We start from the raw sequence: 23,674 nt of genomic DNA, 5'->3' as shown, positions 1-23,674 counted from the left end.
GCCGTCGGCGGCGTGCGCCGTGGAGGGCATCGGCGTCGTGCGGCCGGCCGGCCGCAAGCCTTGCCTCCCTTCATGCAGAAACGCGGGTCGTGGCATGATGGCACGTTCGCCCCCCAAATCCTTTCACGTTAGCAGCTTACAATATTTTCCTCGCGTCAAGTCGATAACCAGATCACGCCCTGTCACGACCGCCCCGCGGGGCGGCGCAGGCGGCCGAGCAGCAGGGTGGCCAGGCCGAGCAGGATCTCGTCGACGAACGGGATCGGATCCGGCACCAGCAGGTCGAGCAGGAACAGCGCGGCGACGAGGGCGAACAGTTGCGGATGGCGCAGGCGCGCGGCGAAGCCGAGCAGGCGGCGGACCAGCGGATGGGACATGGCGGCCTCCGGGTGGCGGACACGCGCACGATGCGGCCGGTGCCGTGTCGGCACAAGCGCCGGCCGTGCTAGGCTCGCGCGCCTCGTGATCATGACCATGCCGCACGCGGAACGTTTCCAGGGTATCGAGCGCCTGTACGGCGTCGGCAGCGTCGCCCGGCTGGCGCGCGCGCACGTGTGCGTGGTCGGCGTCGGCGGGGTCGGCTCGTGGGCGGTCGAGGCGCTGGCGCGCAGCGGGGTGGGGCGGTTGACCCTGATCGACGCCGACGAGGTCTGCGTCACCAACACCAACCGCCAACTGCACGCGCTGGACGGCCACTACGGCCGCGCCAAGGTCGAGGTGATGGCCGAGCGCGCGCGCGCGATCCACCCCGGCATCGGCGTCGACGCGATCGCCGACTTCCTCACCCCGTCCAACATCGACGCCCTGCTCGGCCGCGGCTATGACCTCGTGCTGGACGCCTGCGACGCGTTCCGCGTGAAGGTCGAGGCGATCGCCTGGTGCCGGCGGCGCAAGCTGCCGCTGGTGGTGGTCGGCTCCGCCGGCGGGCGCACCGACCCGACCAGCGTGCGCGTGCGCGACCTGTCGCGCACCGAGCACGACGCGATGCTGTCGCTGATCCGCAAGAAGCTGCGCCAGGACCACGGCTTCCCGCGCAACCCGTCGCGCTATTTCGGCGTATCCGCGGTGTACTCGCTGGAGAACGTGCGCTATCCGCAGCCGGACGGCACGGTTTGCGGCACCCGCCCGGCCGGCGGCGACGCCATGAAGCTCGATTGCGGCGGCGGCCTCGGCGCCGCCACCCACGTCACCGCCAGCTTCGGCTTCGCCGCGGTCGGCAGGATGCTGGAGAAGCTGCTGGCGGCGTGAACCGGGGCGACGATGCGCTTCAGTGCACCGCGCCGGGGCCGGCGCTGCCGAACGGCGGCCTGGCCAGCCAGAGCACGCCGATGATCGCCAGGAAGACCACGCCGAACAGCCAGAACACGTCGTTCACGGCGAGGGTCAGCGCCTGCTGGCCGAGCACGCGCTCGATCACGCCGTAGCCGGGCAGCGCGGGGATGCCGTGCGCGGCGAGGCGCTCGACGTAGTGCGTCAAGCCGGGGCTGGCGGCGTTCACGTGCTCGGCGAGCGCCGCATGGTGGTAGTCGCCGCGGTGCTGCCAGAGCGTCACCGTGACCGCGGTGGAGACGCTGCTGGCGATGGTGCGGAAGAAGTTCGACAGGCCCGACGCGCTGGCGATCTCGCTCGGCCCCAGCCCGGACAGGATGATCTGGTTGACCGGGATGAAGAAGCAGGCGATGCCGATGCCCTGGATCACGCGCGGCACCACCAGGTCGGCGAACGCGGCGTCGGTGGTGAAGCGCGCGAACCAGAACGCGGTCAGCGCGAACACCAGGAAGGCGAAGCTCGCCACCTGGCGCAGCTCCAGCCGGTGCAGGTTGCGCCCGACCAGCGGCGAGAACACCACGGCGAGGATGCCGACCGGCGCGGTGGCCAGTCCGGCCCAGGTGGCGGTGTAGCCCAGCGTGATCTGCAGCCACAGCGGATAGATCACGTTGATGCCGAAGAAGCCGAACATGCCGAGCGCCAGCGCCAGCACGCCGACCGCGAAATTGCGGTGGCGGAACAGCGACAGGTCCACCACCGGGTGCTTCTCGGTCAGCGTCCAGCCGACGAAGAACGTCAGGCTGACCAGCGCGACGATGCCGAGCACCAGGATCAGCGGCGAGCTGAACCAGTCCTTGTCGCTGCCGTTGTCGAGCATGAACTGCAGGCAGCCCACGCCGATCACCAGCAGCGCCAGCCCGACCATGTCGAGCGGCTGGCGCGCGGTCGCCGACTCGCGCCGCTTCAGCAGCGACCAGGTGACCACGGCGGCCAGCGCGCCGACCGGGGCGTTGATGTAGAAGATCCACGGCCAGGAATAATTGTCGGTCAGCCAGCCGCCGATAATCGGGCCGAAGATCGGCGCCACCACCACCGTCATCGCCCACAGCCCCAGCGCCAGTCCCTTCTTGTCGTTGGGGTAGTTCGCCAGCAGCAGGGTCATCGACAGCGGCACCATCGGGCCGGAGACCAGCCCCTGCAGCAGGCGGAACACCACCAGCATCGGCATGCTGGCGGCGAGGCCGCACAGCATCGAGAACAGCACGAACAGCGCCACCGAGGCGCAGAACGTGCGCACCTCGCCGAAGCGGCGTGCGATCCAGCCGGTCAGCGGCTGCATGATCGCGCTGGCCAGCGAGTAGGAGCTGATCGCCCAGGTGCCTTCCGAGGGACTCACGCCCAGGCTGCCGGCGATCGCCGGCACCGAGACGTTGACGATGGTGATGTCGAGCACCTCCATGAACGTCGAGAAGGCGATCGCGACGGTCAGCAGCGCGAGCATGCCGCCGTGCAGCGGCGGCGCGCGCTCGCCGGCGGGTGCGGGCCGGTTCATGCGTATGCGCTCAGCGCGCGCCGGCGCCGAGGTTGGCGCGGATCACCGCGTCGGCCTCGCGCTCGGCGGCGGCGAGGTCGCGCGCGTAGACGTCGGTGGCGGCGACCGGCGCGGCGGCGGGCTGCTGCGCCAGCATCGCGCCGGAGCGGTCGCGGGTGTCCACCTTGACCGTGGCCGACAGGCCCACGCGCAGCGGATGTTCGTCGAGCTGCCGCTCGTCGAGCGCGATGCGCACCGGCACGCGCTGCACCACCTTGATCCAGTTGCCGGAGGCGTTCTGCGGCGGCAGCAGCGCGAACGCGCTGCCGGTGCCGGCGCCGAGGCCGAGCACGCGGCCGCGATAGGTGACGTCGCCGCCGTAGATGTCGGTATGCACCGTGGCCGGCTGGCCGATGCGGATGTGCGCGAGCTGCACTTCCTTGAAGTTGGCGTCGACCCACAGCGCGTGCAGCGGAATCACCGTCATCAGCGCCTGGCCAGGCTGCACGCGCTGGCCGACCTGCGCGCTGCGCTGCGCGACGTAGCCGTCGGTCGGCGCGACCACCGCGTCGCGCTGGGCGTTGATCCAGGCCTCGCGGAACGCCGCGCGCGCCTGCTGCACCGCCGGGTTGCCGGCGACGTCGGTGCCGGCAACCAGCGCGTGCGCGGCCGCGGCCTGGCGCGCGGCGAACTCGAGCTGCGCGCGTGCGGTGGCGGCAGCTTCGCGCGCATGCGCAACCTCCTCGGGCGCGACCGCCTTCTCGCCCAGCAGCGGCTGGCGGCGGGCGAGGTCGGCGTCGGCGCGCTGCAATTCCTGCGTGCGCGCAACCACCGCGGCGTCGTACTGCGCGGCCAGCTCGCGCTGCTGGCGCACCTGGCGCACGGCCTGCGCCAGCGCGCTCTTCGCCTTGGCCAGCGTCACCGCGGCGTCGGTCGGATCGAGCTGCACCAGCGCCTGGCCCTTGTGCACGAGCTGGGTATCGTCGGCGAGCACGGCGATCACGGTGCCGGGCACCTGCGCCGAGATTGCCACCTGGTTGCCGCCGACGTAGGCGTCGTCGGTCACTTCGCGCCTGGAAAACACCAGCAGCCACAGCAGCAGCCACAGCAGCCCGGCGAGGGCGAACGCGGCGGCGATGCCGAGCAGCACGCGGCGGCGCTTGCCGTTGCCCTGGTCGTTCGACGGAGCGGCGCTGGCGGAATCGATGGCGACGTTCATGCAGGTGATCCGGAAGGAAAAGGATTAGCGGTGCGCGAGGTCGGCGTCGGCGCGGTAGCCGCCGCCGAGCGCCTTGATCAGGGCGATGTCGGCGGCCAGCGCCTGCGCGTCGAGCTGCACGGCGGCGTCGCGTTGCTGCAGCAGCGCGGTTTCGGCGGCGAGCCCGGCGCGCGCGTCGGTCAGACCCTGGCGTTCGCGCGCGGCGGCGCTGCCGCGCAGACGCGTGCCGGCCTCGACCTGGGCGGCGCGCTCGCGACGGCGCGCGTCGATCTGCCGCAACGCGACGGCTTGCGTGGCGACGTCGCGCGCGGCTTCGACCACGCTGGCGTCGTAGGCGGCGACTGCGGCGTCCAGCTCGGCGCGGCTGGCGCCGAACTGCGCGCGCAGCCGGTCGGCGTCGAACAGCGGCAGGTGGATCGCGGGCGTCAGCGCGAACACGCGGCTGCCGCCGGTGAGCAGCTTGTCCATGTCGACGCTGGAGAAGCCGGCCAGCGCCTGCAGGCTGATGTCGGGATAGAACGCCGCACGCGCGGCTTCCGTCTGTTTCGCCGCCGCCTCGACGCGCCAGCGGCTGGCGGCGACGTCGGGGCGGCGCGCCAGCAGGTCGAGACCGGCGTCGGCGGGCAGCGCGGCATCGACAGCCGGCAGCGGCCGCGGATCCAGTGCCGGCAGCTCCGCCGGCGCGACGCCCAGCAGCGCGGCCAGCGCCACGCGGCGCAGCTCCGCCGAGCCTTGCAGCGCGGCCTGCTGCTCGCGCGCCGCGGCCAGCGCGGCGTCGGCCTGGCGCTGCGCGTCCGCGGGATCGAGGCCGCGTTGCACGCGCAGCGCGGCCAGTCGTTGCAGGCGCGCCTGCGCAGCCACCGCCTGCCGCGCCAGCGCCAGCCGTGCCTGGTCGGCTTGCCAGCCGAAGTAGGTGTCGGCGACGGCGGCCTGCAGCAGCAGCGCGGCGGCGCTGCGCTCGGCCTCGGCCGCGTGCGCCTGGTCCAGCGCGGACTCGATGGCGGCGCGCTGCTTGCCCCACCAGTCGAAGTCGTAGCGGAACTGCAGGCCTAGGTCGCCCTGCGTGTACCAGTTGAAGCCGAGGAACCTCGGTGGGATCAGGCCGTTGTCGCTCAGGCGTTCGCGCGAGGCCTGCGCGCTCGCGTCCAGCCGCGCGCCGCCGGCCGCGGCGGCGACCCGCACCGCCGCGCGCGCCGCCTCGAAGCGCGTCTGCGCGGTGGCCAGCGCGGGCGCGCCGGCGACGGCGCGTTCGACCAGTGCATCGAGCTGCGGATCGCGGTAGCGCCGCCACCATGCGGCGTCCGGCCAGTGCGCCTGCGCGGAGGCGGGCACGCCGGCCAGCGGCGCCGCCTCGCGCAGCACGGGCGCGGCGGGCTTCGGCGGCACGCCGATGCAGGCGGCGAGCAGCAGGGCGGCGGCCAGCGCCGCGGCGAGCGGTTTCGACGGCACGGTCAGGCCTCCTTGCGGGCTTCGACGGCATCCAACGCGGCGGCGAGGCGCAGCAGCGTCGTCTCCAGGGTCTGCTTGTCGCGCGCGCTGAAACCGGCGAACAGCGCGATCAGGATCGGATACAGGCGCGGCAGCAGCTTGCGCACCAGCGCCTCGCCTTTCGCGGTGATGCGCATGACGATGCGGCGGCGATCCTCGACGCTCGGCGTGCGCGTGACCAGCCCGCGCGCCACCAGCGCGTCGCTGATGCGCGTCATGTTGGTGCGGCTTTGCGTGACGAAGTGGCACAGCTCGCTGGGGTGCGCCATGCCGTCCGGGCTGCTGAACAGCGCCATCAGCGTGCGGAAGTCGGCGTCGTTCAGGCCGTGCGGACGCAGCCGGCGGTCGAGGCCGCTGGTGAATTCCCAGCCGAGCAGCGAAAGCACGCGCATCAGTACCACCTCGCGCACCGGCACCGCGGGCATCCTGGCGTGGACGCGCTGCACGCCTGCCTGGAGCGCGGCGATGCGGTCGGTGAGTGGGCGTTCGCGGGCGGCCATGGTTCGTAGACTGATAGTTCATCAATGGACTATCAGGGTAGTGACATGCGCCGCTTGCCGCAAGCGGCGGGTTCAGCCGTTGCCGAGCCCGGCGTCCTCGAAGGCGAGTTGCGCGAGGCCGGGCAGGTCGTGCTCGCCGCGTCCGGTGGCGACCGCGCGCAGCATGCGGTCGCGCACCGAAGCGGCCAGCGGCAGCGGCGCACGCAGGCCGACCGCGGCGTCGAGGGCGAGGCCGACGTCCTTCAGCGCGAGGCGCAGCGGGAAGCCGCCGCGGCTGTCGGTGCCGCCGGCGACGATCATGCGCGCGTAGTTGCCGACGAAGCCGGCCTGCAGCATGGACTGGTCGAGCAGTTCGAGGTAGGCGGCCGGCGCCACGCCGGCCTTGGCGCCGTAGGCGAACACCTCGCCCAGGCCCTCGGTGATGATCGCGCCGAGTGCGTTGGCGCCCAGCTTCAGCGCGTGCGCGGTTTCCGCCGGACCGCCGGGCAGGGTCAGGCCGCGGCCGAGGGCTTCGAGGATCGGCCGGGCGCGCGCCAGCGCATCGTCGGCGCCGGCGGCGGCGATCCACAACGCGCGCGCCGCGGCGGCCGCCGGGCGCCCGAATACCGGCGCGGCGACGTAGCCCTGGCCGTGCGCGGCGTGCAGTTCGGCCAATCGGTGCGATGCGGCGACGCCGATCGTGCTCATGCTGATGCGCACCGCGCCGCGCGGCAGGTGGCGCAGCAGCCCGGCGTCACCCTCGCTGACCGCGAGCTCGGCGGCGTCGTCGGCAAGCATGCTGATCGCGATCGCGGCACCCTCGGCTGCGGCGGCGAGGTGTTCCTCCACGCGCATGCCCTCGGCGCGCAGCGCGGCGCGGCGCGCTGCGGAGCGGGTCCAGGCATGCACGTCGTGGCCGGCGTCGTGCAGGTTGCGCGCCATCGGCGCCCCCATGTTGCCGAGGCCGATAAAGGCGAGCTTCATCGCGGATGTCCATGCGGTGGCGGAGCCGCGAGTATCGCGCGCGGCGGCGTCGATGCGGAAGTTCAGGCCAGGCCGAACAGTTCCTCGGCGTTGCGCGTGGTCGCCGCGGCCAGCGCTTCCGGCTCGACGCCGCGCAGCGCGGCGACGCAGTCGAGCACCTCGACGAGGTGCGCCGGCTCGTTGCGCTGGCCGCGATGGCCGATGCCCGGCTGGTCGGGTGCGTCGGTTTCAAGCAGCAGGTGTTCCAACGGCATCGCGGCGACGATGCGCCGCAGGCGCTGCGCGCGCGGGTAGGTTACCGGGCCGCCGATGCCGAGCCGGAAGCCGAGCTTCCACAGTTCCCGCGCCTGCACCTCGCTGCCGGAGAAGCTGTGCACCACGCCGCGCAGGCCGCCGACGCGGCGCAGCGTGGCGATCACCTCGTCCAGTGCGCGCCGCGCGTGCACGATCACGGGCAGCGCGAATTCGCGCGCGAGTTCGAGCTGGCGCAGGAAGTAGGCGCGCTGCGCGTCGGGGGCGAGGCCTTCGATGAAGAAATCCAGGCCGCATTCGCCGATCGCGACCGCGCGCTCGCGACGCAGCCAGTCGGCGAGCAGATGCAGATGCTGCGGCGCGTGATCGGCCAGGTACATCGGATGCAGGCCGTAGGCGGGGTGCAGGTCCGGTGCGTCCGCGCACAGCGCGCGCAGCGGTTCCCAGCCGGCGGCGTTCACCGCGGGCACGATCTGGTGGGCGATGCCGGCGGCGCGTGCGCGCGCCAGCACGGCCGCGCGGTCGGCGTCGAACTCGCGGGCGTCGAGATGCGCGTGGCTGTCGGTCAGGAGCGGCATGCACGCACGATAGTGGCGGCGTGTGACGGCGTCGAGCGCCACCGCGGGCGCGTTCGGCCAGCATCGCGCGCGCCGCGCTCGGCGCAACCGTTAATGTGCTCTGAATGCGGCCCGCGTCACCGTTTGGAAGAGTTCAGTTCCGCGTTGCTTGAATGGACCGGCACGGTCGCAACGTGCCTGGGTTTCGGGATGTTTCAGGAGGACACTCAATGAACAAGCCAGTGATTATCGGTGTCGTGATTGCGGGTATCGGCGTCCTCGCCGGATTGGGCATCGCTTCGCGCGGCGGCTTCGCCACTTCCAACGATGTCCAGTTCGCCCAGGTGGTCGGCGTCAAGCCGGTCAAGGAGACGACCACCCATCCGCGTCAGGTATGCCACGACGAAGTCGTGACGCATGCCAAGCCGGTCAAGGACGAACACCAGATCGCCGGCACGGCGATCGGCGCGATCGCCGGCGGCCTGCTCGGCAATCAGGTCGGCGGCGGCAAGGGCAAGACGCTGGCCACGGTGGCCGGCGCGGCGGCGGGCGGCTATGCGGGCCACGAGATCCAGAAGCGGCACCAGGAAAACGCCACGTACACCACGACCGAAACGCGCTGCAAGACGGTCAACGACAAGACCGAGAACACGGTCGGCTACGACGTCGAGTACGACTACAACGGCGTCACCCGGCACGCGCGCATGGATCACGATCCTGGCGTGGGCAGCAAGCTCGAGGTCGACAAGGAAGGCACGCTGGCGACCGCAAACGCCGGTACCGGCAACGGCTGACGGCCGGAACCGCCCGTGTCGCTGCGTCGATTGCGCGCAGCGCATCGCGTGCGCTGAAAAAACGCAGCGCGCCGTTCCCGCGGCGGAGCGGCGCGCTTGCGGTGCAATCGAGGCTCGCGTCGGGAGCTTTCGGGGGTCTTCTCCGGAGCGAAGCGTCTGCTTCGGACGCGAGCCGCCCGCATCTGCGGGAGGGGGTTCAGCCAGGAATCGCAGCAGAAGCCGCCCCCCGCAGCGGGGAGAGGCGTTTTTGTGCGGCGGCGTTGCGGCGTCAGTTGACCGCGAAGAAACTGTGCTCGCCGATGGTGGCGAGCGGCGCGCCCTTGGCCCACGCCGGCGAAACCTCGTCGAGCTTGACGAAGTGGTCGGCCAGCGGCACGACCACCGAGCGCTTGTCGCGCGGCTGCTGCCACATCTTCATCGCGCGGCCGGCGATGCCCCACGCCTTGTTCCACGCCGTCATGTTCTCGACCTCGAAGCCTTTCGGCGTCGTGGAGATCGCGAACTGGCGCGGTGCGGATACCACCGCGCACACGCTCTCGCCCCAACGGCCGCGTTCGCGACGACGCAAGGCGACCTCGGCGACGGCGAACTGGCCGAGGGTGGGCTCGCTTCGAGCCTCGAGATAGACGGTCGTCGCCAGACAGGTCTGGTCGGCGAGCGGCTGCGGCAACATGGATGCCAGCCAGAGCAGCCAGGAAAGTTTCATGTTCTGCCTCCTCGCTGTACGCGCGCATGCCGATAAGGAACATGCGTGCGCCCGGGCGGCGGACGGGCAGCCCGTTCCGCCAGTTACATGACGTCCGACGCGGATGGCGGCGGGCGCTGTTGCTGTACCGCGCGCTTGCGCGGCCAATTCGATTTGTGCGCGGCTCTGGACGGCCGCTGTGATCCGCGCAGGGGGACGGATGCCGACATGGGGACCGGCTGCCCCTGAAGCGCTGCCCGCGCATGCGCGGGCGGATTCAACTGGCGTCTTGCCAGCGTGCGCGGCGATACGGACTTCCGGTTCGCCGCACGAACGGCGCGCGCATCGATGCGCACAGCCGAGGCATTTTTCGCAGGCTAGCCGACACGAGGCCCGCTGGCAACCCGGCGGCGGCCGGCATTCAGCTCCCGGTCGGCTTCAGCGCACGTCGACATCGACGGGACGTCGCCGATTTCCGCTCAACTTGCGCCTATCTGTCGGCATCGTGGGCGTGGTGCGGTCGTGCGGCGCGAGCGGGCGCCGGGCATCGCAATCGCGTTCGCTCAGGGTGGGAAGCGCTGCAGCAGCGTCGCGGGGGCGCTGCTGTCGTCGATCAGCAAGGGTGTATCCGGCGGCAGTTCCCGATGCACGACCGCAAGCGCCTCGCAAGCGCCCGCGGCTGCCGCGGCGTTCAGCACGACGCCGCACGGTTGTTCGGCGTGGCGCAGCGTCGCGCCGGGCGCAATCGCCGCGGCGCTGCCGATGCGCCAGAGCTGGCGCTTGAGCCCGCCGCGATAGTGCAGGCGCGCGACGATCTCCTGGCCCGGATAGCAGCCCTTGTCCAGCGCGATTGCGCCCAATTGCTGCAGGCCGAGCGCCTGCGGCACGTAGGCGTCGAGTGCCGCCGCCGGCAGCCACGGCCAGCCGGCGCGCACGTCGGCGAGCCGGAACGTTTCCGCGCGCGCGAAGTCCGCCGGCGCGGCGCGTGCGTCCACGCGCAGGCCGCGCGCGCCGAGGCCGAACTCGAACGCATCGCCGTCGCCGCGCAGCGCGTGCATGTCGAGCGGTTCCGTCGCCGCGAGCGCGTGCGCGGGCAGCGGCGTCAATGCGACTTTCGCGCGCAGCACGTAGCGGCGGAGCGCTTCGCTCAGCGCCGTCGCCGCGCCGCCGCGCAGCAGCGCGATGTAGCGCTGCGCGTCGAGGCGGCCAAGCTGGAACAGCGCGCGCACGCGTCCCTGCGCATCGAGCCACGCGCTCCATTGCCAGCGCGCGACGCCGAGCGCGCGCACGTCGCTGGCGAACTGCGCGTGCGCGAATGCGGACGCGTCGGCGCCTTCGATCAGGATGGCTTCTGCCGGGCCGAGATCGGCCGGCGCGGCGGGTTCGGCGGTCATGCGATGCAAGGCTAGCATCGCCTGCGTGCAGTTGTGTTGGTCTGCGCGTGGTATTAACCTTTCGCTGCTTCACGCCTATGCCCAAACCGACTCCAGAGCCCACCGACGCTCCGCAATTCGCGCAAGCGGAGCCGCCGCCGACGCACGTCGATGCGGTGGCTCCGAGTGCGCCGCGGCAGCAGCCCGATCCCACCCGCTACGGCGATTGGGAAAAGAACGGCCGCTGCGTCGACTTCTGAGCGCGCCCGCGCGTCGCGGCGACGGAGCGGAATGGCGTCCGCGCAACCCCGAAGGACAGTCGTCATGGCTCATATGGAACGACCGATCTCGCCGCACCTGCAGGTCTACAGGTGGCAGATACAGATGGTCACCTCGATCCTGCACCGCGCGACCGGCGTCGCGCTCTCGTTCGGTACGCTGCTGGTGGCCGCCGCACTGCTCGCGCTGGCCGCGGGCGAGGCCGATTTCGCCACCCTGCGCGCGTTCTGCGCGAACCCGTTCGGCCAGCTCCTGCTGCTCGGCTGGAGCTGGGCGCTGTTCTATCACCTGTGCAACGGCATCCGGCACCTGCTGCAGGACATCGGCATGGGTTTCCGCATCGAGCAGTTCGTGCGCTCGAGCTGGCTTTCGGTGATCGGCAGCGTCGTGCTGACCGTGCTGGTCTGGGGCTACGTGCTGATGAACGGGGTGGCGGGATGAAATACGCACGCATGGGCTCGGAGATGCGTACGCCGCTGGCGCGCGCGCGCGGCCTCGGTTCGGCGAAGGACGGCGCTTCGCATTGGTGGGTGCAGCGCCTGACCGCGGCCGCGCTGGTCGTGCTCGGCCTGTGGTTCGTCTGCCTCGTGCTGTCGCTGCTGCACGCCGACTACGCGAGCGCCCGCGCCGCGCTGGCGCGGCCGTGGAACGCGGTGCTGATGATCGCGTTCACCGCGGCGATGTTCTGGCACGCCCAGCTCGGGCTGCAGGTGGTGATCGAGGACTACGTGCACACGCGCTGGCGCGAGATCGCGCTGCTGGTGCTGGTGAAATTCCTTGCGGTGCTCGGCGCGCTGGCCTGCGCGCTGGCCGTGCTCCGCGTCGCGCTGGGAAGCTGAGAACGATGGAAAGCTACAAGATCCAGCAGCACAAGTACGACGTGATCGTGGTCGGCGCCGGCGGCGCCGGCCTGCGCGCCACCTTCGGCCTGGCCGAGAAGGGGCTGCAGACCGCCTGCGTGACCAAGGTGTTTCCGACGCGCTCGCACACCGTGGCCGCCCAGGGCGGCATCTCCGCCGCGCTCGGCAACATGGGCGAGGACGACTGGCGCTGGCACATGTACGACACCGTGAAGGGGTCGGACTGGCTGGGCGACCAGGACGCGATCGAATACATGTGCCGCGAGGCGATCCCGGCGATCATCGAGCTCGAGCACTACGGCGTTCCGTTCTCGCGCACCGAGGCCGGCAAGATCTACCAGCGCCCGTTCGGCGGCATGACCACGCACTACGGCGAGGGCAAGGCGCAGCGCACCTGCGCTGCCGCCGACCGCACCGGCCACGCGATCCTGCACACGCTGTACCAGCAGGCGCTGGCGCACCAGGCACGCTTCTTCATCGAGCACTTCGCCACCGACCTCGTGTTCGACAGCGAGGGCGTGTGCCGCGGCGTGCTGGCGCTCGACCTCAACGAGGGCACGCTGCACTTCTTCCGCGGCCACGCGGTGGTGCTGGCGACCGGCGGCTACGGCCGCGCGTACTTCTCCTGCACCTCGGCGCACACCTGCACCGGCGACGGCGGCGGCATGGCGCTGCGCGCGGGGCTGGCGCTGCAGGACATGGAGTTCGTGCAGTTCCATCCGACCGGCATCTACGGCGCCGGCTGCCTGATCACCGAGGGTGCGCGCGGCGAGGGCGGCTACCTCACCAACGCCAACGGCGAGCGCTTCATGGAGCGCTACGCGCCGAACGCCAAGGATCTCGCCTCGCGCGACGTGGTCAGCCGCGCGATCACCATCGAGATCCGCGAAGGCCGCGGCGTCGGCGAGCACCACGACCACATCCACCTGAACCTGCAGCACCTCGGCCCCGAAGTGCTGCACGAGAAGCTGCCCGGCATCTCCGAGAGCGCGCGCATCTTCGCCGGCGTCGACGTCACCAAGGCGCCGATCCCGGTGCTGCCGACCGTGCACTACAACATGGGCGGCATCCCGACCAACTACCACGGCGAAGTGGTGCAGCTGAAGGACGGCAACCCCGACGCCGTCGTGCCCGGCCTGTTCGCGATCGGCGAAGCCGCCTGCGTGTCGGTGCACGGCGCCAACCGCCTCGGTTCCAATTCGCTGCTCGACCTGGTGGTGTTCGGCCGCGCGGTCGCCAAGCGCTGCGCCGAGGTGGTCACGCCCGGCGCGCCGCACAAGGATCTGCCGACGACCGTGCTGGACAAGGCGCTCGGCCGCTTCGACGCGATCCGCCACGCCAACGGCTCCACGCCGACCGCGGAGATCCGCCTGAACATGCAGCGCACCATGCAGCGCGACGCCGCGGTGTTCCGCACCGGCGAGACCCTGAAGGAAGGCTGCGCGAAGATCGCCGAGGTGCGCGCCTCGTTCGCCGACGTGCGCATCAGCGACCGCTCGCTGGTGTGGAATTCCGACCTGGTCGAGACCTTCGAGCTGGACAACCTGCTGGGCCAGGCGGTCGCGACCATGAGTTCGGCCGAGCAGCGCACCGAGAGCCGCGGCGCGCACGCGCGCGAGGATTTCCCCGAGCGCGACGACGCGAAGTGGATGAAGCACACGTTGTGCTGGGTGGACGACAAGAGCGGCGTGCGCTTCGATTACCGCCCGGTGCACGGCTACACGCTGACCGACGAGGTCAAGCCGATCCCGCCGAAAAAGCGCGTCTACTGAATCACGCCGGGCTGCGGCGGACCGCCGGTCCGCCGGTCCGGCAGCGGTGCCGCCGGCGCGCGATTGCGCGGCCGCCAGGATACTGATCGAGGACCTCTCATGGCCGAGTTCACGCTACCCAAGAATTCCAAAGTCAAGCCAGGCAAGCACTTCCCGGCCAAGCCCGGCGCCAAGCAGGTGCGCGTGTTCAGGGTGTACCGCTGGAGTCCCGACAGCGGCGAGAACCCGCGCCTGGACACCTTCGAGGTCGACGTCGCCAGCTGCGGCCCGATGGTTCTGGACGCGCTGCTCAAGATCAAGAACGAGATCGACTCGACGCTGACCTTCCGGCGTTCCTGTCGCGAGGGCGTCTGCGGGTCGTGCGCGATGAACATCGACGGCACCAACACGCTGGCCTGCACCAAGGCGATCGGCGACTGCAGGGGCCGCGAGGTGAACATCTACCCGCTGCCCGCCATGCCGGTGGTCAAGGATCTGGTGCCCGACCTGACCCACTTCTACGCGCAGTTCGCCGCGATCCGGCCGTGGCTGCGCACGCAGAGTGCGGCGCCGGCCGACCAGGAGCGCCTGCAGTCGCCGGAAGACCGCAAGAAGCTCGACGGCCTGTACGAGTGCATCATGTGCGGCTGCTGCACGGCAGGCTGCCCCAGCCACTGGTGGAACGGCGACCGCTACCTCGGCCCGGCCGTGCTGTTGCAGGCCTACCGCTTCATCGTCGACTCGCGCGACGAGGACACCGGCACGCGCCTCGACGAGCTCGAGGACGCGTTCCGCCTGTACCGCTGCCACACCATCCTCAACTGCACGCGCACCTGCCCGAAGGGCCTGAACCCGGCCAAGGCGATCGCGGAGATCAAGAAGCTGATCATCCAGCGGCGCACCTGACCGCGAACGGCACGGGCGCAAAGCGATGACGGCGAACGTGGACGAGGCCCGGCTGCGTCGCCTGCGCTGGCGCTGCCGGCGCGGCACCAAGGAGCTCGACGCGCTGCTGGGCTGGTGGCTGGAGCAGCGCTACGCCGGCGCCGAGGAGGCGTCCCAGGCCGCTTTCGACGCGCTGCTGGACCGGCAGGATCCCGACGTCTGGGACTGGCTGATGGGCTACGCCGTGCCGGAGGATCCACGCTGGCGGGCGATCGTCGATGAAATCCGCGCCCACCATCGGCTTTGAGTACCGCCCTTCGCGCGCGCTCGCGGCGATGTTGTCGTTGGTGCTCCTCGCCGCGCTGCTGGCGATTGCGCTGAGCGGCCTGCCGAGCTGGCTGCGGCTGGCGCTGGCCGTGGCCGCCCTGGTCCATGCGATACGCGCCGGCGCGGGCCTGCGCCGCGCGCCGCTGCGATCGCTGCGCCTGCGCGGCGACGGCGTCGTCGAGCTGGGCCTGGCGAACGGGCAGGACGCTGCCGGCACGCTGCTCGGCGCGCGCGTGCTCGGTCCGCTGATCGTGCTGCGGCTGGCCTGGGGCGCGCGTTCGCGCGCCGCGCTGCTGCTGCTCCCCGACAACCTGGATGCCGACACGCGGCGGCGCCTGCGCGTTCGGCTGGGCGCGGGGCAGGGCATCGCCTGACAGCGCTGTGCGGCCGGCGCCGCTTGCCGGCCGGCGGCGCTTTAGGGCACTCTGCGCGCGCACCGTAGTCCCAGAGCCCGCGCCGGTTCTGCCGAAGCGGCGCGCCTCGCCGCCGATCCCCATCCGCCATGTTCCGACCGCTCGAGCTCTTCATCGGCCTGCGCTACACGCGCGCCAAGCGCCGCAATCACTTCATCTCGTTCATCTCGCTGGTGTCGATGCTGGGCATCGCGGTGGGCGTGACCGCGCTGATCGCGGTGATCTCGGTGATGAACGGCTTCGACAAGGAGCTGCGCACGCGCATCCTCGGCATGGTCGCGCACGCGACGATTTCCGGCGTCGGCGAAGCCGTGCAGGACTGGCCGCACGCGATCTCGGTCGCCAAGAAGAACCCGCACGTGCTCGGCGCCGCGCCCTACGTCGACGGCTTCGCGCTGCTGCAGGGCATGCGTCGCGACGGCGCCGGCGCGGCCATCCGCGGCGTGCTGCCGGACATGGAGCCGAACGTTTCCGACATCGACCGCAAGATGGTCGCGGGCCATCTGTCCGATCTCAAGCCGGGCGGCTACGGCATCGTGCTCGGCAAGGAGCTGGCGCTGCAGCTCGGCGTCGACGTCGGCGACAAGGTGATCGCGGTCGCCGCCAACCAGGTGCGCGCGACGCCGGTCGGCGCGGTGCCGCGGCTGCGGCGCTTCACCGTGGTCGGCATCTTCGAGGCCGGCATGGAGGAGTACGACTCCGGCCTGGCGGTGATGCACATGCAGGACGCAGAGCGGCTGTACGACATGAGCGGGCCGACCGGCATCCGCCTGCGCCTCGACGACATGTTCCGTGCCTACGGCGTCGCCCGCGACCTCGCCGACCAGCTCGGCCAGATGTACCGCGTGCAGGACTGGATGCAGGGCCACGCCAACTTCTTCCGCGCGGTGTCGATGGAGAAGAAGGTGATGTTCATCATCCTCTCGTTGATCGTCGCGGTGGCCGCGTTCAACCTGGTTTCGACGCTGGTGATGCTGGTCACCGACAAGCAGGCCGACATCGCCATCCTGCGCACGCTCGGCGCCACGCCGCGCAGCATCATGGGCGTGTTCATGGTGCAGGGCCTGCTGGTCGGCCTGATCGGCATCGCGCTGGGCGTGCTGTTCGGCGTGCTGCTGGCGCTGAACCTCGAGACGATCGTGAAGTGGATCGAGCACACCTTCGGCGTGGTGTTCCTGTCGCCGGACGTGTACTACATCAGCGAACTGCCAAGCGACCTGCACTGGCGCGACGTCGGCTGGATCGCCTCGCTGTCGTTCCTGTTCTCGCTGCTGGCGACGATCTACCCGGCGCGGCGCGCGGCGCGCACCGAGCCGGCGCAGGCGCTGCGCTATGAGTGAGGCGCGCATGAACCGCGGCAACGACATCGTGCTGCGCGCCGAGCGCGTGGCCAAGACCTACCAGGAAGGCAAGCTCCGCACCGTCGTGCTGGGCGAGGTCAGCTTCGAGCTGCGCCGCGGCGAGACCTTGGCGGTCATCGGCGCTTCGGGCGCCGGCAAGAGCACGCTCCTGCACATCCTCGGCGGCCTCGATACGTTGAGTGCGGGCGAGGTCGAAGTGGAGGGACGCGCGCTGTCGAAGCTGTCGGACGCCGAGCGCGGCCACGTGCGCAACCGCTCGCTTGGCTTCATCTACCAGTTCCACCCCCTGCTGCCCGAGTTCACCGCGCTGGAGAACGTGGCGATGCCGCTGCTGATCCGCGGCACGCCGATTCCCGAAGCGCAGCGGCGGGCGCGCGAGCTGCTGGAACGCGTCGGCCTGGGCGCCCGCCTCGAGCACAAGCCGGGCGAGCTGTCCGGCGGCGAGCGCCAGCGCTGCGCGGTCGCGCGCGCGCTGGTGACGCGGCCGGCCTGCATCCTCGGCGACGAGCCGACCGGCAACCTCGACGAGGCCAATGCCGCGCAGGTCTATGCGCTGATGCTGGAATTGAACCGCGAGATCGGCACCAGCTTCGTGCTGGTCACGCACGATCCGCGCCTCGCCGCGCGCATGGACCGCGTGCTGGAACTGTCCGGCGGCAGCCTGCACGAGCGGCCGAAGGCGACCTGACGCCGCCATGGACAGACGCGGGCAGGGACGCCCGGTTCCGCGATCTCCGCCCGGCGGGCTCGCGCTCGGCGCCGCGCTGCTGGCCGGCGTGGTCGCGGTGCAGGCGCTGCCCGCGCTGCCGCCGCGCATGCTCGACGTCGCTGCGTTGCTCGCCGGCCTGCTGCTGGCGTGGCGCCGGCCGCGCCTGCTGCTGCCGGCGATCGTGCTGGCCGGCTTCGGCTGGGGCGCGCTGCGCGCGGACTTCGCGCTGGACGCGCGCCTGCCGCGCGCACTGGAAGGTCGCGACCTCGACGTGGTCGGCGTGCTGGACGACCTGCCGCGTGCCGATGCCCGCGAGGCGCGCTTCGAGCTGCGCGTCGAATCGGCGACGCTGGACGGCGCGCCGCTGCCGCTGCGCGGCCTGTTGCGGCTGGCCTGGTACGACGACGCGCCGACGCTGGCGCCGTGCGAGCGCTGGGCGCTGCGCGTGCGGCTGAAGCGGCCGCGCGGGCTGGTCGACCCGGGCGGTTTCGACAGCGAACGGCACGCGCTGGAGCGCGGCATCGTCGCGGTCGGCTACGTGCGCGACGGCGGCGCCCGGCGCCGGCTCGCCCAGGGCGTCTGCATCGATCGCCTGCGGGCGCGCCTCGCCGCGGCGATCGCCGCGGCGCTGCCGGACGATGCTGCGACCGCGCACCGCCTGCAGGCGCTCGCCGTCGGCGACCAGCGCGGCCTCGGCGACGCCGACTGGGATGTGCTGCGCGGCACCGGCACCGGCCACCTGATCGCGATCTCCGGCCTGCACGTCGGCCTGGCCGGCGTGGTCGCGGCATGGCTGCTGCGCGGCCTGTGGTGGCTGTGCCCCGCGCTCGGCGAACGCCTGCCGCGGCCGCGCGCGGAAGCGCCGGCGGCGCTGCTGGCGGCCTGCGCCTACGGCGCGCTGGCCGGGCTCGGCCTGCCGACCCTGCGCACGCTGCTGATGATCGGCGTGGTGGCGCTGGCGCGGCTGTCGCGGCGCGCGCCGGGCGCCGCGCACACGCTCGGACTGGCGCTGGCGGCAATCCTGCTGGCCGACCCGCTGGCGGTGCTGTCGGCCGGCTTCTGGCTGTCGTTCGCCGGCGTCGCCTTCCTGGTGCTGGTGGTCGGACGCGCGCCGCGCGGCTGGCGCGGACTCGCGCACGAGCTGGGCGCGGCGCAGGGCGTGATGGCGGTCGCGCTGCTGCCGCTCGGCGTGTGGTTCTTCGGGCAGAGCTCGCTGGTCGGGCCGCTGGCGAACCTGGTCGCAGTGCCGTTCGTCAGCTTCGCGATCGTGCCGCTGACCCTGCTGGCGACGCTGCTGTTGATTCCGCTGCCCGCGCTGGGCGTGCCGCTTCTGCACGCGGCCGCGGCGCTGCTGCGCGCGCAGTGGTGGCTGCTGGAGCGGATGGCCGCGTGGCCCGGCGCGCACGGCTACCTGCCCGAGCCCGGGTTGGCGGCATTCGCGCTGGCGTCGCTGGGCGCGCTGTGGCTGCTGCTGCCGCGCGGCGTGCCGGCGCGCGGGCTTGGCGCGCTGCTGTTCCTGCCGCTGCTGTGGCCGCGCGTCGCGCTGCCGCCGCCGGGCGGCTTCGATGCGGTGGTGCTGGACGTGGGGCAGGGCCTGTCGGTGCTGGTGCGCACCCGTGCGCACGCGCTGCTGTTCGATGCCGGCGCGCGCTATCCGTCCGGCTTCGATCTCGGTGCGACGGTGGCGGTGCCGGCGCTGCACGCGCTGGGCGTGCGCCGGCTCGACGTGCTGATGGTCAGCCACGGCGACAACGACCACGCCGGCGGCGTGCCCGCGGTGGCGGCGGCATTTCCGCAGGCGCGCCTGCTCGGCAGCGAACCGCGGCGCAGTCCGCTGCCGCTGGCGCTTTGCCGTGCCGGGCAGGCGTGGAGCTGGGACGGGGTGCGCTTCCGCGTGCTGCATCCGCGGGCGGCGCAGCCGGGGCGCGGCAACGACGGCGCCTGCGTGCTGCTGGTCGAGGCGTCGGGCGGACGCCTGCTGCTGCCGAGCGACATCGGCGCCGGCGTCGAACCGGAAGTCGCGGCGGCCGCCGGCGCGGGGCCGCCGCTGGTGCTGGTGGCGCCGCACCACGGCAGCCGCAGCGCCTCCAGCGCGGCGTTCGTCGCCGCCCTGCATCCGCGGCTGGCGATCGTCTCGGCGGGCTGGCGCAACCGCTTCGGCCATCCGCATCCGGAGGTGCTGGCGCGCTACGCCGCCGCCGGCGTGCCGCTGCTGGACACGGCGCGCGAAGGCGCTTTGCGGGTGCGCTTCCCGGCCGACGCCGCGCCCCTGCCGGCCGAATCCTGGCGCGCGCGCAGCCGCCGCTACTGGCGCGAATAGGCCGCGCCGGCACTGCCAACCGCGACACAGGCCGGCGCCGGTTCGCTGGTATGATGCGGGCTCGCTTTCGAGGCCGTGCTGGACGGAGGACCGCGTGCTCGAAATCCTGATGGCGGGCGGCTGGGCGATGCTGCCCATCCTGCTGTGCTCGGCGATCGCGCTGGCGATCATCCTGGAACGGTTCTGGACGCTGCGTCGCGGGGCGGTGCTGCCGCCCGGCCTGGGCGAGCAGGTGCGCACCTGGGCGCGTTCGCGCAAGCTCGATCCCGAGCACCTGCAGGCGCTGCGCGACAACTCGCCGCTGGGCGAACTGCTGGCCGGCGCGCTGGCGGTGCGCAACCGTTCGCGCGAGATCGTCAAGGAGCGCATCGAGGACACCGGCCGCCACGTCGTGCACCGCATGGAGCGCTTCCTCAACACGCTCGGCACGATCGCGCTGATCTCGCCGCTGCTCGGCCTGCTCGGTACCGTGATCGGCCTGATCCGCATGTTCCTCGCGGTGATGGTCAACGGCGTCGGCGACCCGCTGAAGATGGCCGGCGGCATCGGCGAGGCGCTGGTGTGCACCGCCAGCGGCCTGGTGGTGGCGATCCCGGCCTACGCGCTGCACCGCTACTTCCGTTCGCGCGTGGCCGGCTTCGTCGTCGAGATGGAGCAGCAGGCAACCGTGCTGCTGGACGAGCTGACCGCGCAGGCCGAGCCGGCCGCGATCGCGGCCGCCGCGCCGGCGCGCGCGGCGCGCTGAGCCGCCGCCATGCGCATCGGCCAGGCGCGGCGCGAGGACGATTTCGAGATCAACGTGATCTCGCTGATCGACGTGCTCCTCACGTTGCTGATGTTCTTCGTGATGACCACCACCTTCGTGCAGCACGCGCGCATGAAGGTCACGCTGCCCGAGGCCAGCGCGCAGGCCAGCCAGGACCAGAGCGGTGCGCTGGTCCTGATGGTCGACCGCGAAGGGCACTTTTCGGTCGGCGCCGACGAGGTGCTCGGCACCGACACCGACAGCCTCAAGCAGGCGATTGCGCGCATCGCCGGCGACGACCGCGAGCGCCCGGTGCTGCTGCGCGCCGACGCGATGACCCCGCACCAGTCGGTGGTGACGGCGATGGACGCATTGGCCCAGCTCGGCTTCAGCCGGCTCAGCATCGCCACCACGCCAGCCGCGGAGCCGCGCGGCAAGTGAGCGCGGCGGCCGACAGCGCCGGCTCCGGCCTGGCCGCGTACCGGCGCCTGCTCGGCTACCTGCGGCCGTACCGGGCGATCGGCGCGCTGGCGATCGTCGGCATGGTGATCGACGCCGCCGGCCTGGCGCTGTTCGCGCGCATCTCCAAGTCGATGGTCGACGACCTGTTCGTGCGCCACGACCCGGCGACGATCTTCTGGATGCCGATCGTCATCATCTCGATCTTCCTGGTGCGCGCCTGCGGCAACTTCGTCACCGACTACGGCATGGCCTACGTCGGCCGCGGCCTGGTGCAGCACATGCGCGAACAGGTGTTCGACAAGTACCTGCGCATGCCGGCGGCGTTCTTCGACGGCGAATCGACCGGTCACCAGATTGCGCGCATCACCTATACCTCGGAGCAGGTCGCCTCGGCCTCCACCGACGCGCTGAAGAGCGCGATCACCGACAGCCTGTCGGTGGTGTTCTACGTCGGCGTGATGCTGTGGGCCAGCGCGCCGCTGACGCTGGCGCTGTTCGTGATGGTGCCGGCGGTGGCCGGCATCGTCTCCGCGGTGGGGCGGCGCTACCGGCGCATCGCGCAGAGCATCCAGGGTTCGATGGGCTCGGTCACCGGCGTCGTCGAGGAAGTGGTCGGCGCGCACCGCGAGGTCAAGGTCTACGGCGGCCAGCGCTACGAGTCGCAGCGATTCAGCAAGGTCAGCGACCGCGCGCGCCGGCTCAACCTGAAGGTGGCGGTGACCAACGGCATCTCCACCTCGTCGGTGCAGCTGTTCGCGGCGGTCGCGCTGGCGCTGATCATCTACTTCGCCACGCGGCCGTCGATGCTGCCGTCGATCACGCCGGGCACGTTCACCTCGGTGCTGTTCGCGATGGGCGGCATCCTGCCGTGCCTGAAGCGGCTGACCACGGTGCAGTCGAACATCCAGCGCGGCGTGGCCGCGGCGCAGGAACTGTTCGGCGTGCTGGACGCCGCGCCCGAGCGCGACGGCGGCACGCTGCGACTGGAGCGTTGCCGCGGCGAGATCGAGTTCCGCGACGTGCACCTGACCTACGCCGGTGCGGCCACGGCGGCGTTGCGCGGCATCACGCTGCGCTGTCCGGCCGGCTCGGTCACCGCGCTGGTCGGGCGTTCCGGCAGCGGCAAGTCGACCCTGGCCAGCCTGATTCCGCGCTTCCACGAGCCAAGCGCCGGCGAGGTGCGCCTCGACGGCCATGCGCTCGGCGACTACACGCTGGAGAGCCTGCGCGCGCAGATCGCCTGGGTCGGCCAGAGCGTGGTGCTGTTCGACGACACCATCGCGCGCAACATCGCCTACGGCGCGCTGGAAGGCGCGAGCGAAGCCGACATCGTCGCCGCGGCCGAGGCGGCCAACGCGATGGACTTCATCCGCCGCCTGCCCGAAGGCATCCATGGCCGCGTCGGCGAGAACGGTTCGATGCTGTCCGGCGGCCAGCGCCAGCGCATCGCCATCGCGCGCGCGATCCTGAAGAACGCGCCGATCCTGGTGCTGGACGAGGCCACCTCCGCGCTCGACACCGAATCCGAGCGATTGATCCAGGAAGCGCTGGCGCGGCTGATGCGCGACCGCACCACGCTGGTGATCGCGCACCGGCTGTCCACCATCGAGCACGCCGACCAGATCGCCGTGCTCGACCAGGGCCGCATCGTCGAGCAGGGCACGCACGCGCAGTTGCTGGCGCGCGGCGGCCACTACGCCTCGCTGCACCGCATGCAGTTCCGCGAACCGGCGGTGTAGGCGGCGATGACGCTGGCGAGCCGGCTGCAGCAGCGCTGGTATGCGGACCTGCCGCCGCCGCTGTGGGCACGCCCGGTGGCGGCGCTGTACGGCGGCGCGGTCGCGCTGCGCCGCGCGCTGTACCGGCACGGCTGGCTGGCTGCGCAGCGCCTGCCGCTGCCGGTGCTGGTGGTCGGCAACCTCAGCGTCGGCGGCACCGGCAAGACGCCGCTGACGATCGCGCTGGTCGAGGCGCTGCGCGCGCGCGGCTTCAGCCCCGGCGTGGTCAGCCGCGGCTACGGCGGCACGCGCGGCGGCAACCGGCTGCTGGACGACGCCAGCGATCCGCGCGAGGACGGCGACGAACCCTGCCTGATCCGTGCGCGCACCGGGGCGCCGGTCGCGGTCGGCCGCGACCGGCCCGCCGCCGCGCGGCTGCTGCTCGCGCCGGGCGTCGACGTGGTGATCGCCGACGACGGCCTGCAGCACTACCGGCTGGCGCGCGACCTCGAGATCTGCGTGATCGACGGCGACCGCCGTTTCGGCAACGGCCGCCTGCTGCCCGCCGGTCCGCTGCGCGAGCCGCCGGCGCGGCTGGACGCCGTCGATTTCCGCGTCTGCAACGGCGGCGTCGCCGCGCCTGGCGAAGTGCAGATGACGCTGGAAGCACGCCAGGCCGAGGCGCTGGTCGGCGCGGAGCGGCCGCGCCCGCTGGCCGCGTTCGCCGGGCAGCGCGTGCACGCGGTCGCCGGCATCGGCAACCCCGAACGCTTCTTCGCCGAACTGCGCGCGCAGGGCATCGCGGTGATCGCGCACGCATTCCCCGACCATCACCGGTTCGTGCCGGCCGACCTGGCTTTCGGCGACTCGCTGCCGGTGCTGATGACCGAGAAGGACGCGGTGAAGTGCCGGCCGTTCGCCGCGCCGCGCTGGTGGAGCCTGCCGGTGTCGGCGAAGCTTGCGCCGGACTTTCTCGATGCCGTCGCCGAACGCCTGCGCGCCGCGTCACGCCGGCGGCGTTGACCGGCCGCGTGGTCGCGATTACCCTTGCGCATCCTTCTCGCACGAGGTCCGTCCGCGTGGACAGTTGCAGTTGCCCTAGACCTGCACATCTGAAGTCCCCCTCGCGCGGCTGACCCGCTTACGCCGGTCCACCCCGAGGGGTGTCGAGCCGGCGGAGCGCTCCATCGCAGTACCCCAGCGACTCCGTCCT

General features: G+C 72.0%; 24 protein-coding genes. 15 read left to right on the top strand and 9 right to left on the bottom strand.

Annotation, left to right across the window (positions count from 1 at the left end):
* Positions 1 to 182: 182 nt before the first annotated feature.
* Positions 183 to 377, bottom strand: a complete 195-nt coding sequence (locus ABFC67_RS03430; protein ID WP_346736643.1) for a DUF6116 family protein — start codon at positions 375 to 377, stop codon at positions 183 to 185.
* Between the two features lie 91 nt (positions 378 to 468).
* Between ABFC67_RS03430 and tcdA the strand changes: the two genes are divergently transcribed.
* On the top strand, positions 469 to 1,248 hold the full coding sequence (gene tcdA / locus ABFC67_RS03425) for a tRNA cyclic N6-threonylcarbamoyladenosine(37) synthase TcdA (protein WP_346736642.1): 780 nt from the start codon (positions 469 to 471) through the stop codon (positions 1,246 to 1,248).
* Between the two features lie 19 nt (positions 1,249 to 1,267).
* Here tcdA and ABFC67_RS03420 read toward each other — a convergent pair whose 3' ends face one another.
* From ABFC67_RS03420 to ABFC67_RS03395, 6 genes are all read right to left on the bottom strand, one after another.
* Positions 1,268 to 2,821 carry a DHA2 family efflux MFS transporter permease subunit gene (locus ABFC67_RS03420; RefSeq protein WP_346736641.1) on the bottom strand — a complete coding sequence of 518 codons (1,554 nt, stop codon included), beginning with the start codon at positions 2,819 to 2,821 and terminating at the stop codon, positions 1,268 to 1,270.
* A gap of 10 nt (positions 2,822 to 2,831) precedes the next feature.
* Entirely contained in the window at positions 2,832 to 4,019 is a 1,188-nt protein-coding gene (locus ABFC67_RS03415) for an HlyD family efflux transporter periplasmic adaptor subunit (RefSeq protein WP_346736640.1), read from the bottom strand.
* A gap of 24 nt (positions 4,020 to 4,043) precedes the next feature.
* Complete coding sequence (locus tag ABFC67_RS03410) at positions 4,044 to 5,468, bottom strand: efflux transporter outer membrane subunit (RefSeq protein ID WP_346736639.1); 1,425 nt, start codon at positions 5,466 to 5,468, stop codon at positions 4,044 to 4,046.
* 2 nt (positions 5,469 to 5,470) lie between these two features.
* Positions 5,471 to 6,007 (bottom strand): MarR family transcriptional regulator, encoded by a 537-nt coding sequence (locus ABFC67_RS03405; protein ID WP_346736638.1) that lies wholly within the window; start codon positions 6,005 to 6,007, stop codon positions 5,471 to 5,473.
* 72 nt (positions 6,008 to 6,079) lie between these two features.
* Entirely contained in the window at positions 6,080 to 6,970 is an 891-nt protein-coding gene (locus tag ABFC67_RS03400; RefSeq protein WP_346736637.1) for an NAD(P)-dependent oxidoreductase, read from the bottom strand.
* A 62-nt stretch (positions 6,971 to 7,032) separates the two neighbouring features.
* Positions 7,033 to 7,800 (bottom strand): TatD family hydrolase, encoded by a 768-nt coding sequence (locus tag ABFC67_RS03395; protein ID WP_346736636.1) that lies wholly within the window; start codon positions 7,798 to 7,800, stop codon positions 7,033 to 7,035.
* Between the two features lie 209 nt (positions 7,801 to 8,009).
* On the opposite strand from ABFC67_RS03395, the gene ABFC67_RS03390 reads away from it, so the two are divergent.
* The gene (locus ABFC67_RS03390; protein WP_346736635.1) at positions 8,010 to 8,573 is read left to right on the top strand and encodes a glycine zipper 2TM domain-containing protein; all 564 of its coding nucleotides are present in this window, start codon (positions 8,010 to 8,012) and stop codon (positions 8,571 to 8,573) included.
* Positions 8,574 to 8,841: 268 nt separating this feature from the next.
* Here ABFC67_RS03390 and ABFC67_RS03385 read toward each other — a convergent pair whose 3' ends face one another.
* Together ABFC67_RS03385 and ABFC67_RS03380 are read right to left on the bottom strand one after the other, a co-directional pair.
* On the bottom strand, positions 8,842 to 9,279 hold the full coding sequence (locus tag ABFC67_RS03385) for a cell wall hydrolase (protein ID WP_346736634.1): 438 nt from the start codon (positions 9,277 to 9,279) through the stop codon (positions 8,842 to 8,844).
* Between the two features lie 542 nt (positions 9,280 to 9,821).
* On the bottom strand, positions 9,822 to 10,652 hold the full coding sequence (locus ABFC67_RS03380) for a folate-binding protein (RefSeq protein WP_346736633.1): 831 nt from the start codon (positions 10,650 to 10,652) through the stop codon (positions 9,822 to 9,824).
* Between the two features lie 303 nt (positions 10,653 to 10,955).
* On the opposite strand from ABFC67_RS03380, the gene sdhC reads away from it, so the two are divergent.
* From sdhC to lpxK, 13 genes are all read left to right on the top strand, one after another.
* Positions 10,956 to 11,351 carry a succinate dehydrogenase, cytochrome b556 subunit gene (sdhC, locus tag ABFC67_RS03375; protein WP_346736632.1) on the top strand — a complete coding sequence of 132 codons (396 nt, stop codon included), beginning with the start codon at positions 10,956 to 10,958 and terminating at the stop codon, positions 11,349 to 11,351.
* On the top strand, positions 11,348 to 11,749 hold the full coding sequence (gene sdhD, locus ABFC67_RS03370) for a succinate dehydrogenase, hydrophobic membrane anchor protein (protein ID WP_346736631.1): 402 nt from the start codon (positions 11,348 to 11,350) through the stop codon (positions 11,747 to 11,749). Before sdhC ends, sdhD begins: the two co-directional genes overlap by 4 nt.
* Positions 11,750 to 11,754: 5 nt before the next feature.
* Positions 11,755 to 13,542, top strand: coding sequence for a succinate dehydrogenase flavoprotein subunit (gene sdhA, locus ABFC67_RS03365; RefSeq protein ID WP_346736630.1), 1,788 nt, complete (start codon positions 11,755 to 11,757; stop codon positions 13,540 to 13,542).
* Positions 13,543 to 13,641: 99 nt separating this feature from the next.
* Positions 13,642 to 14,427 carry a succinate dehydrogenase iron-sulfur subunit gene (locus tag ABFC67_RS03360; protein ID WP_346736629.1) on the top strand — a complete coding sequence of 262 codons (786 nt, stop codon included), beginning with the start codon at positions 13,642 to 13,644 and terminating at the stop codon, positions 14,425 to 14,427.
* Positions 14,428 to 14,452: 25 nt separating this feature from the next.
* Positions 14,453 to 14,713, top strand: a complete 261-nt coding sequence (locus tag ABFC67_RS03355; RefSeq protein WP_346736628.1) for a succinate dehydrogenase assembly factor 2 — start codon at positions 14,453 to 14,455, stop codon at positions 14,711 to 14,713.
* Complete coding sequence (locus ABFC67_RS03350; RefSeq protein ID WP_346736627.1) at positions 14,685 to 15,107, top strand: hypothetical protein; 423 nt, start codon at positions 14,685 to 14,687, stop codon at positions 15,105 to 15,107. Before ABFC67_RS03355 ends, ABFC67_RS03350 begins: the two co-directional genes overlap by 29 nt.
* A gap of 128 nt (positions 15,108 to 15,235) precedes the next feature.
* Positions 15,236 to 16,486: a lipoprotein-releasing ABC transporter permease subunit gene (locus tag ABFC67_RS03345; RefSeq protein ID WP_346736626.1), complete on the top strand. Its 1,251-nt coding sequence runs from the start codon at positions 15,236 to 15,238 to the stop codon at positions 16,484 to 16,486.
* Positions 16,487 to 16,493: 7 nt separating this feature from the next.
* Complete coding sequence (gene lolD / locus ABFC67_RS03340; RefSeq protein ID WP_346736625.1) at positions 16,494 to 17,195, top strand: lipoprotein-releasing ABC transporter ATP-binding protein LolD; 702 nt, start codon at positions 16,494 to 16,496, stop codon at positions 17,193 to 17,195.
* Between the two features lie 7 nt (positions 17,196 to 17,202).
* Entirely contained in the window at positions 17,203 to 19,536 is a 2,334-nt protein-coding gene (locus tag ABFC67_RS03335; protein WP_346736624.1) for a DNA internalization-related competence protein ComEC/Rec2, read from the top strand.
* 94 nt (positions 19,537 to 19,630) lie between these two features.
* Entirely contained in the window at positions 19,631 to 20,281 is a 651-nt protein-coding gene (locus tag ABFC67_RS03330; protein WP_346736623.1) for a MotA/TolQ/ExbB proton channel family protein, read from the top strand.
* A 9-nt stretch (positions 20,282 to 20,290) separates the two neighbouring features.
* Positions 20,291 to 20,722 carry a biopolymer transporter ExbD gene (locus ABFC67_RS03325; protein WP_346736622.1) on the top strand — a complete coding sequence of 144 codons (432 nt, stop codon included), beginning with the start codon at positions 20,291 to 20,293 and terminating at the stop codon, positions 20,720 to 20,722.
* Positions 20,719 to 22,482, top strand: coding sequence for a lipid A export permease/ATP-binding protein MsbA (gene msbA, locus ABFC67_RS03320; RefSeq protein WP_346736621.1), 1,764 nt, complete (start codon positions 20,719 to 20,721; stop codon positions 22,480 to 22,482). The genes ABFC67_RS03325 and msbA overlap by 4 nt, the downstream gene beginning before the upstream one ends.
* A 6-nt stretch (positions 22,483 to 22,488) precedes the next feature.
* Positions 22,489 to 23,484, top strand: a complete 996-nt coding sequence (lpxK, locus tag ABFC67_RS03315; RefSeq protein ID WP_346736620.1) for a tetraacyldisaccharide 4'-kinase — start codon at positions 22,489 to 22,491, stop codon at positions 23,482 to 23,484.
* The last annotated feature ends 190 nt before the right edge of the window (positions 23,485 to 23,674 follow it).

Origin of the sequence: Mizugakiibacter sp., from assembly GCF_039680435.1 — a bacterium.
Lineage (GTDB): Bacteria > Pseudomonadota > Gammaproteobacteria > Xanthomonadales > Rhodanobacteraceae > Mizugakiibacter.
The sequence above is the reverse complement of the archived record's forward strand: the minus strand, read 5'-3'. Positions and strand labels throughout refer to the sequence as shown.

Coding starts and splice junctions, on each gene's coding strand:
- ABFC67_RS03325 (WP_346736622.1), top strand. CDS start 20,291: ATGCGCATCGGCCAGGCGCGGCGCGAGGACGATTTCGAGATCAACGTG.
- ABFC67_RS03360 (WP_346736629.1), top strand. CDS start 13,642: ATGGCCGAGTTCACGCTACCCAAGAATTCCAAAGTCAAGCCAGGCAAG.
- ABFC67_RS03430 (WP_346736643.1), bottom strand. CDS start 377: ATGTCCCATCCGCTGGTCCGCCGCCTGCTCGGCTTCGCCGCGCGCCTG.
- ABFC67_RS03345 (WP_346736626.1), top strand. CDS start 15,236: ATGTTCCGACCGCTCGAGCTCTTCATCGGCCTGCGCTACACGCGCGCC.
- ABFC67_RS03420 (WP_346736641.1), bottom strand. CDS start 2,821: ATGAACCGGCCCGCACCCGCCGGCGAGCGCGCGCCGCCGCTGCACGGC.
- sdhD (WP_346736631.1), top strand. CDS start 11,348: ATGAAATACGCACGCATGGGCTCGGAGATGCGTACGCCGCTGGCGCGC.
- ABFC67_RS03390 (WP_346736635.1), top strand. CDS start 8,010: ATGAACAAGCCAGTGATTATCGGTGTCGTGATTGCGGGTATCGGCGTC.
- ABFC67_RS03405 (WP_346736638.1), bottom strand. CDS start 6,007: ATGGCCGCCCGCGAACGCCCACTCACCGACCGCATCGCCGCGCTCCAG.
- tcdA (WP_346736642.1), top strand. CDS start 469: ATGACCATGCCGCACGCGGAACGTTTCCAGGGTATCGAGCGCCTGTAC.
- ABFC67_RS03380 (WP_346736633.1), bottom strand. CDS start 10,652: ATGACCGCCGAACCCGCCGCGCCGGCCGATCTCGGCCCGGCAGAAGCC.
- ABFC67_RS03350 (WP_346736627.1), top strand. CDS start 14,685: ATGAAATCCGCGCCCACCATCGGCTTTGAGTACCGCCCTTCGCGCGCG.
- lolD (WP_346736625.1), top strand. CDS start 16,494: ATGAACCGCGGCAACGACATCGTGCTGCGCGCCGAGCGCGTGGCCAAG.
- ABFC67_RS03400 (WP_346736637.1), bottom strand. CDS start 6,970: ATGAAGCTCGCCTTTATCGGCCTCGGCAACATGGGGGCGCCGATGGCG.
- sdhC (WP_346736632.1), top strand. CDS start 10,956: ATGGCTCATATGGAACGACCGATCTCGCCGCACCTGCAGGTCTACAGG.
- ABFC67_RS03415 (WP_346736640.1), bottom strand. CDS start 4,019: ATGAACGTCGCCATCGATTCCGCCAGCGCCGCTCCGTCGAACGACCAG.
- ABFC67_RS03395 (WP_346736636.1), bottom strand. CDS start 7,800: ATGCCGCTCCTGACCGACAGCCACGCGCATCTCGACGCCCGCGAGTTC.
- ABFC67_RS03335 (WP_346736624.1), top strand. CDS start 17,203: ATGGACAGACGCGGGCAGGGACGCCCGGTTCCGCGATCTCCGCCCGGC.
- sdhA (WP_346736630.1), top strand. CDS start 11,755: ATGGAAAGCTACAAGATCCAGCAGCACAAGTACGACGTGATCGTGGTC.
- ABFC67_RS03385 (WP_346736634.1), bottom strand. CDS start 9,279: ATGAAACTTTCCTGGCTGCTCTGGCTGGCATCCATGTTGCCGCAGCCG.
- ABFC67_RS03355 (WP_346736628.1), top strand. CDS start 14,453: ATGACGGCGAACGTGGACGAGGCCCGGCTGCGTCGCCTGCGCTGGCGC.
- lpxK (WP_346736620.1), top strand. CDS start 22,489: ATGACGCTGGCGAGCCGGCTGCAGCAGCGCTGGTATGCGGACCTGCCG.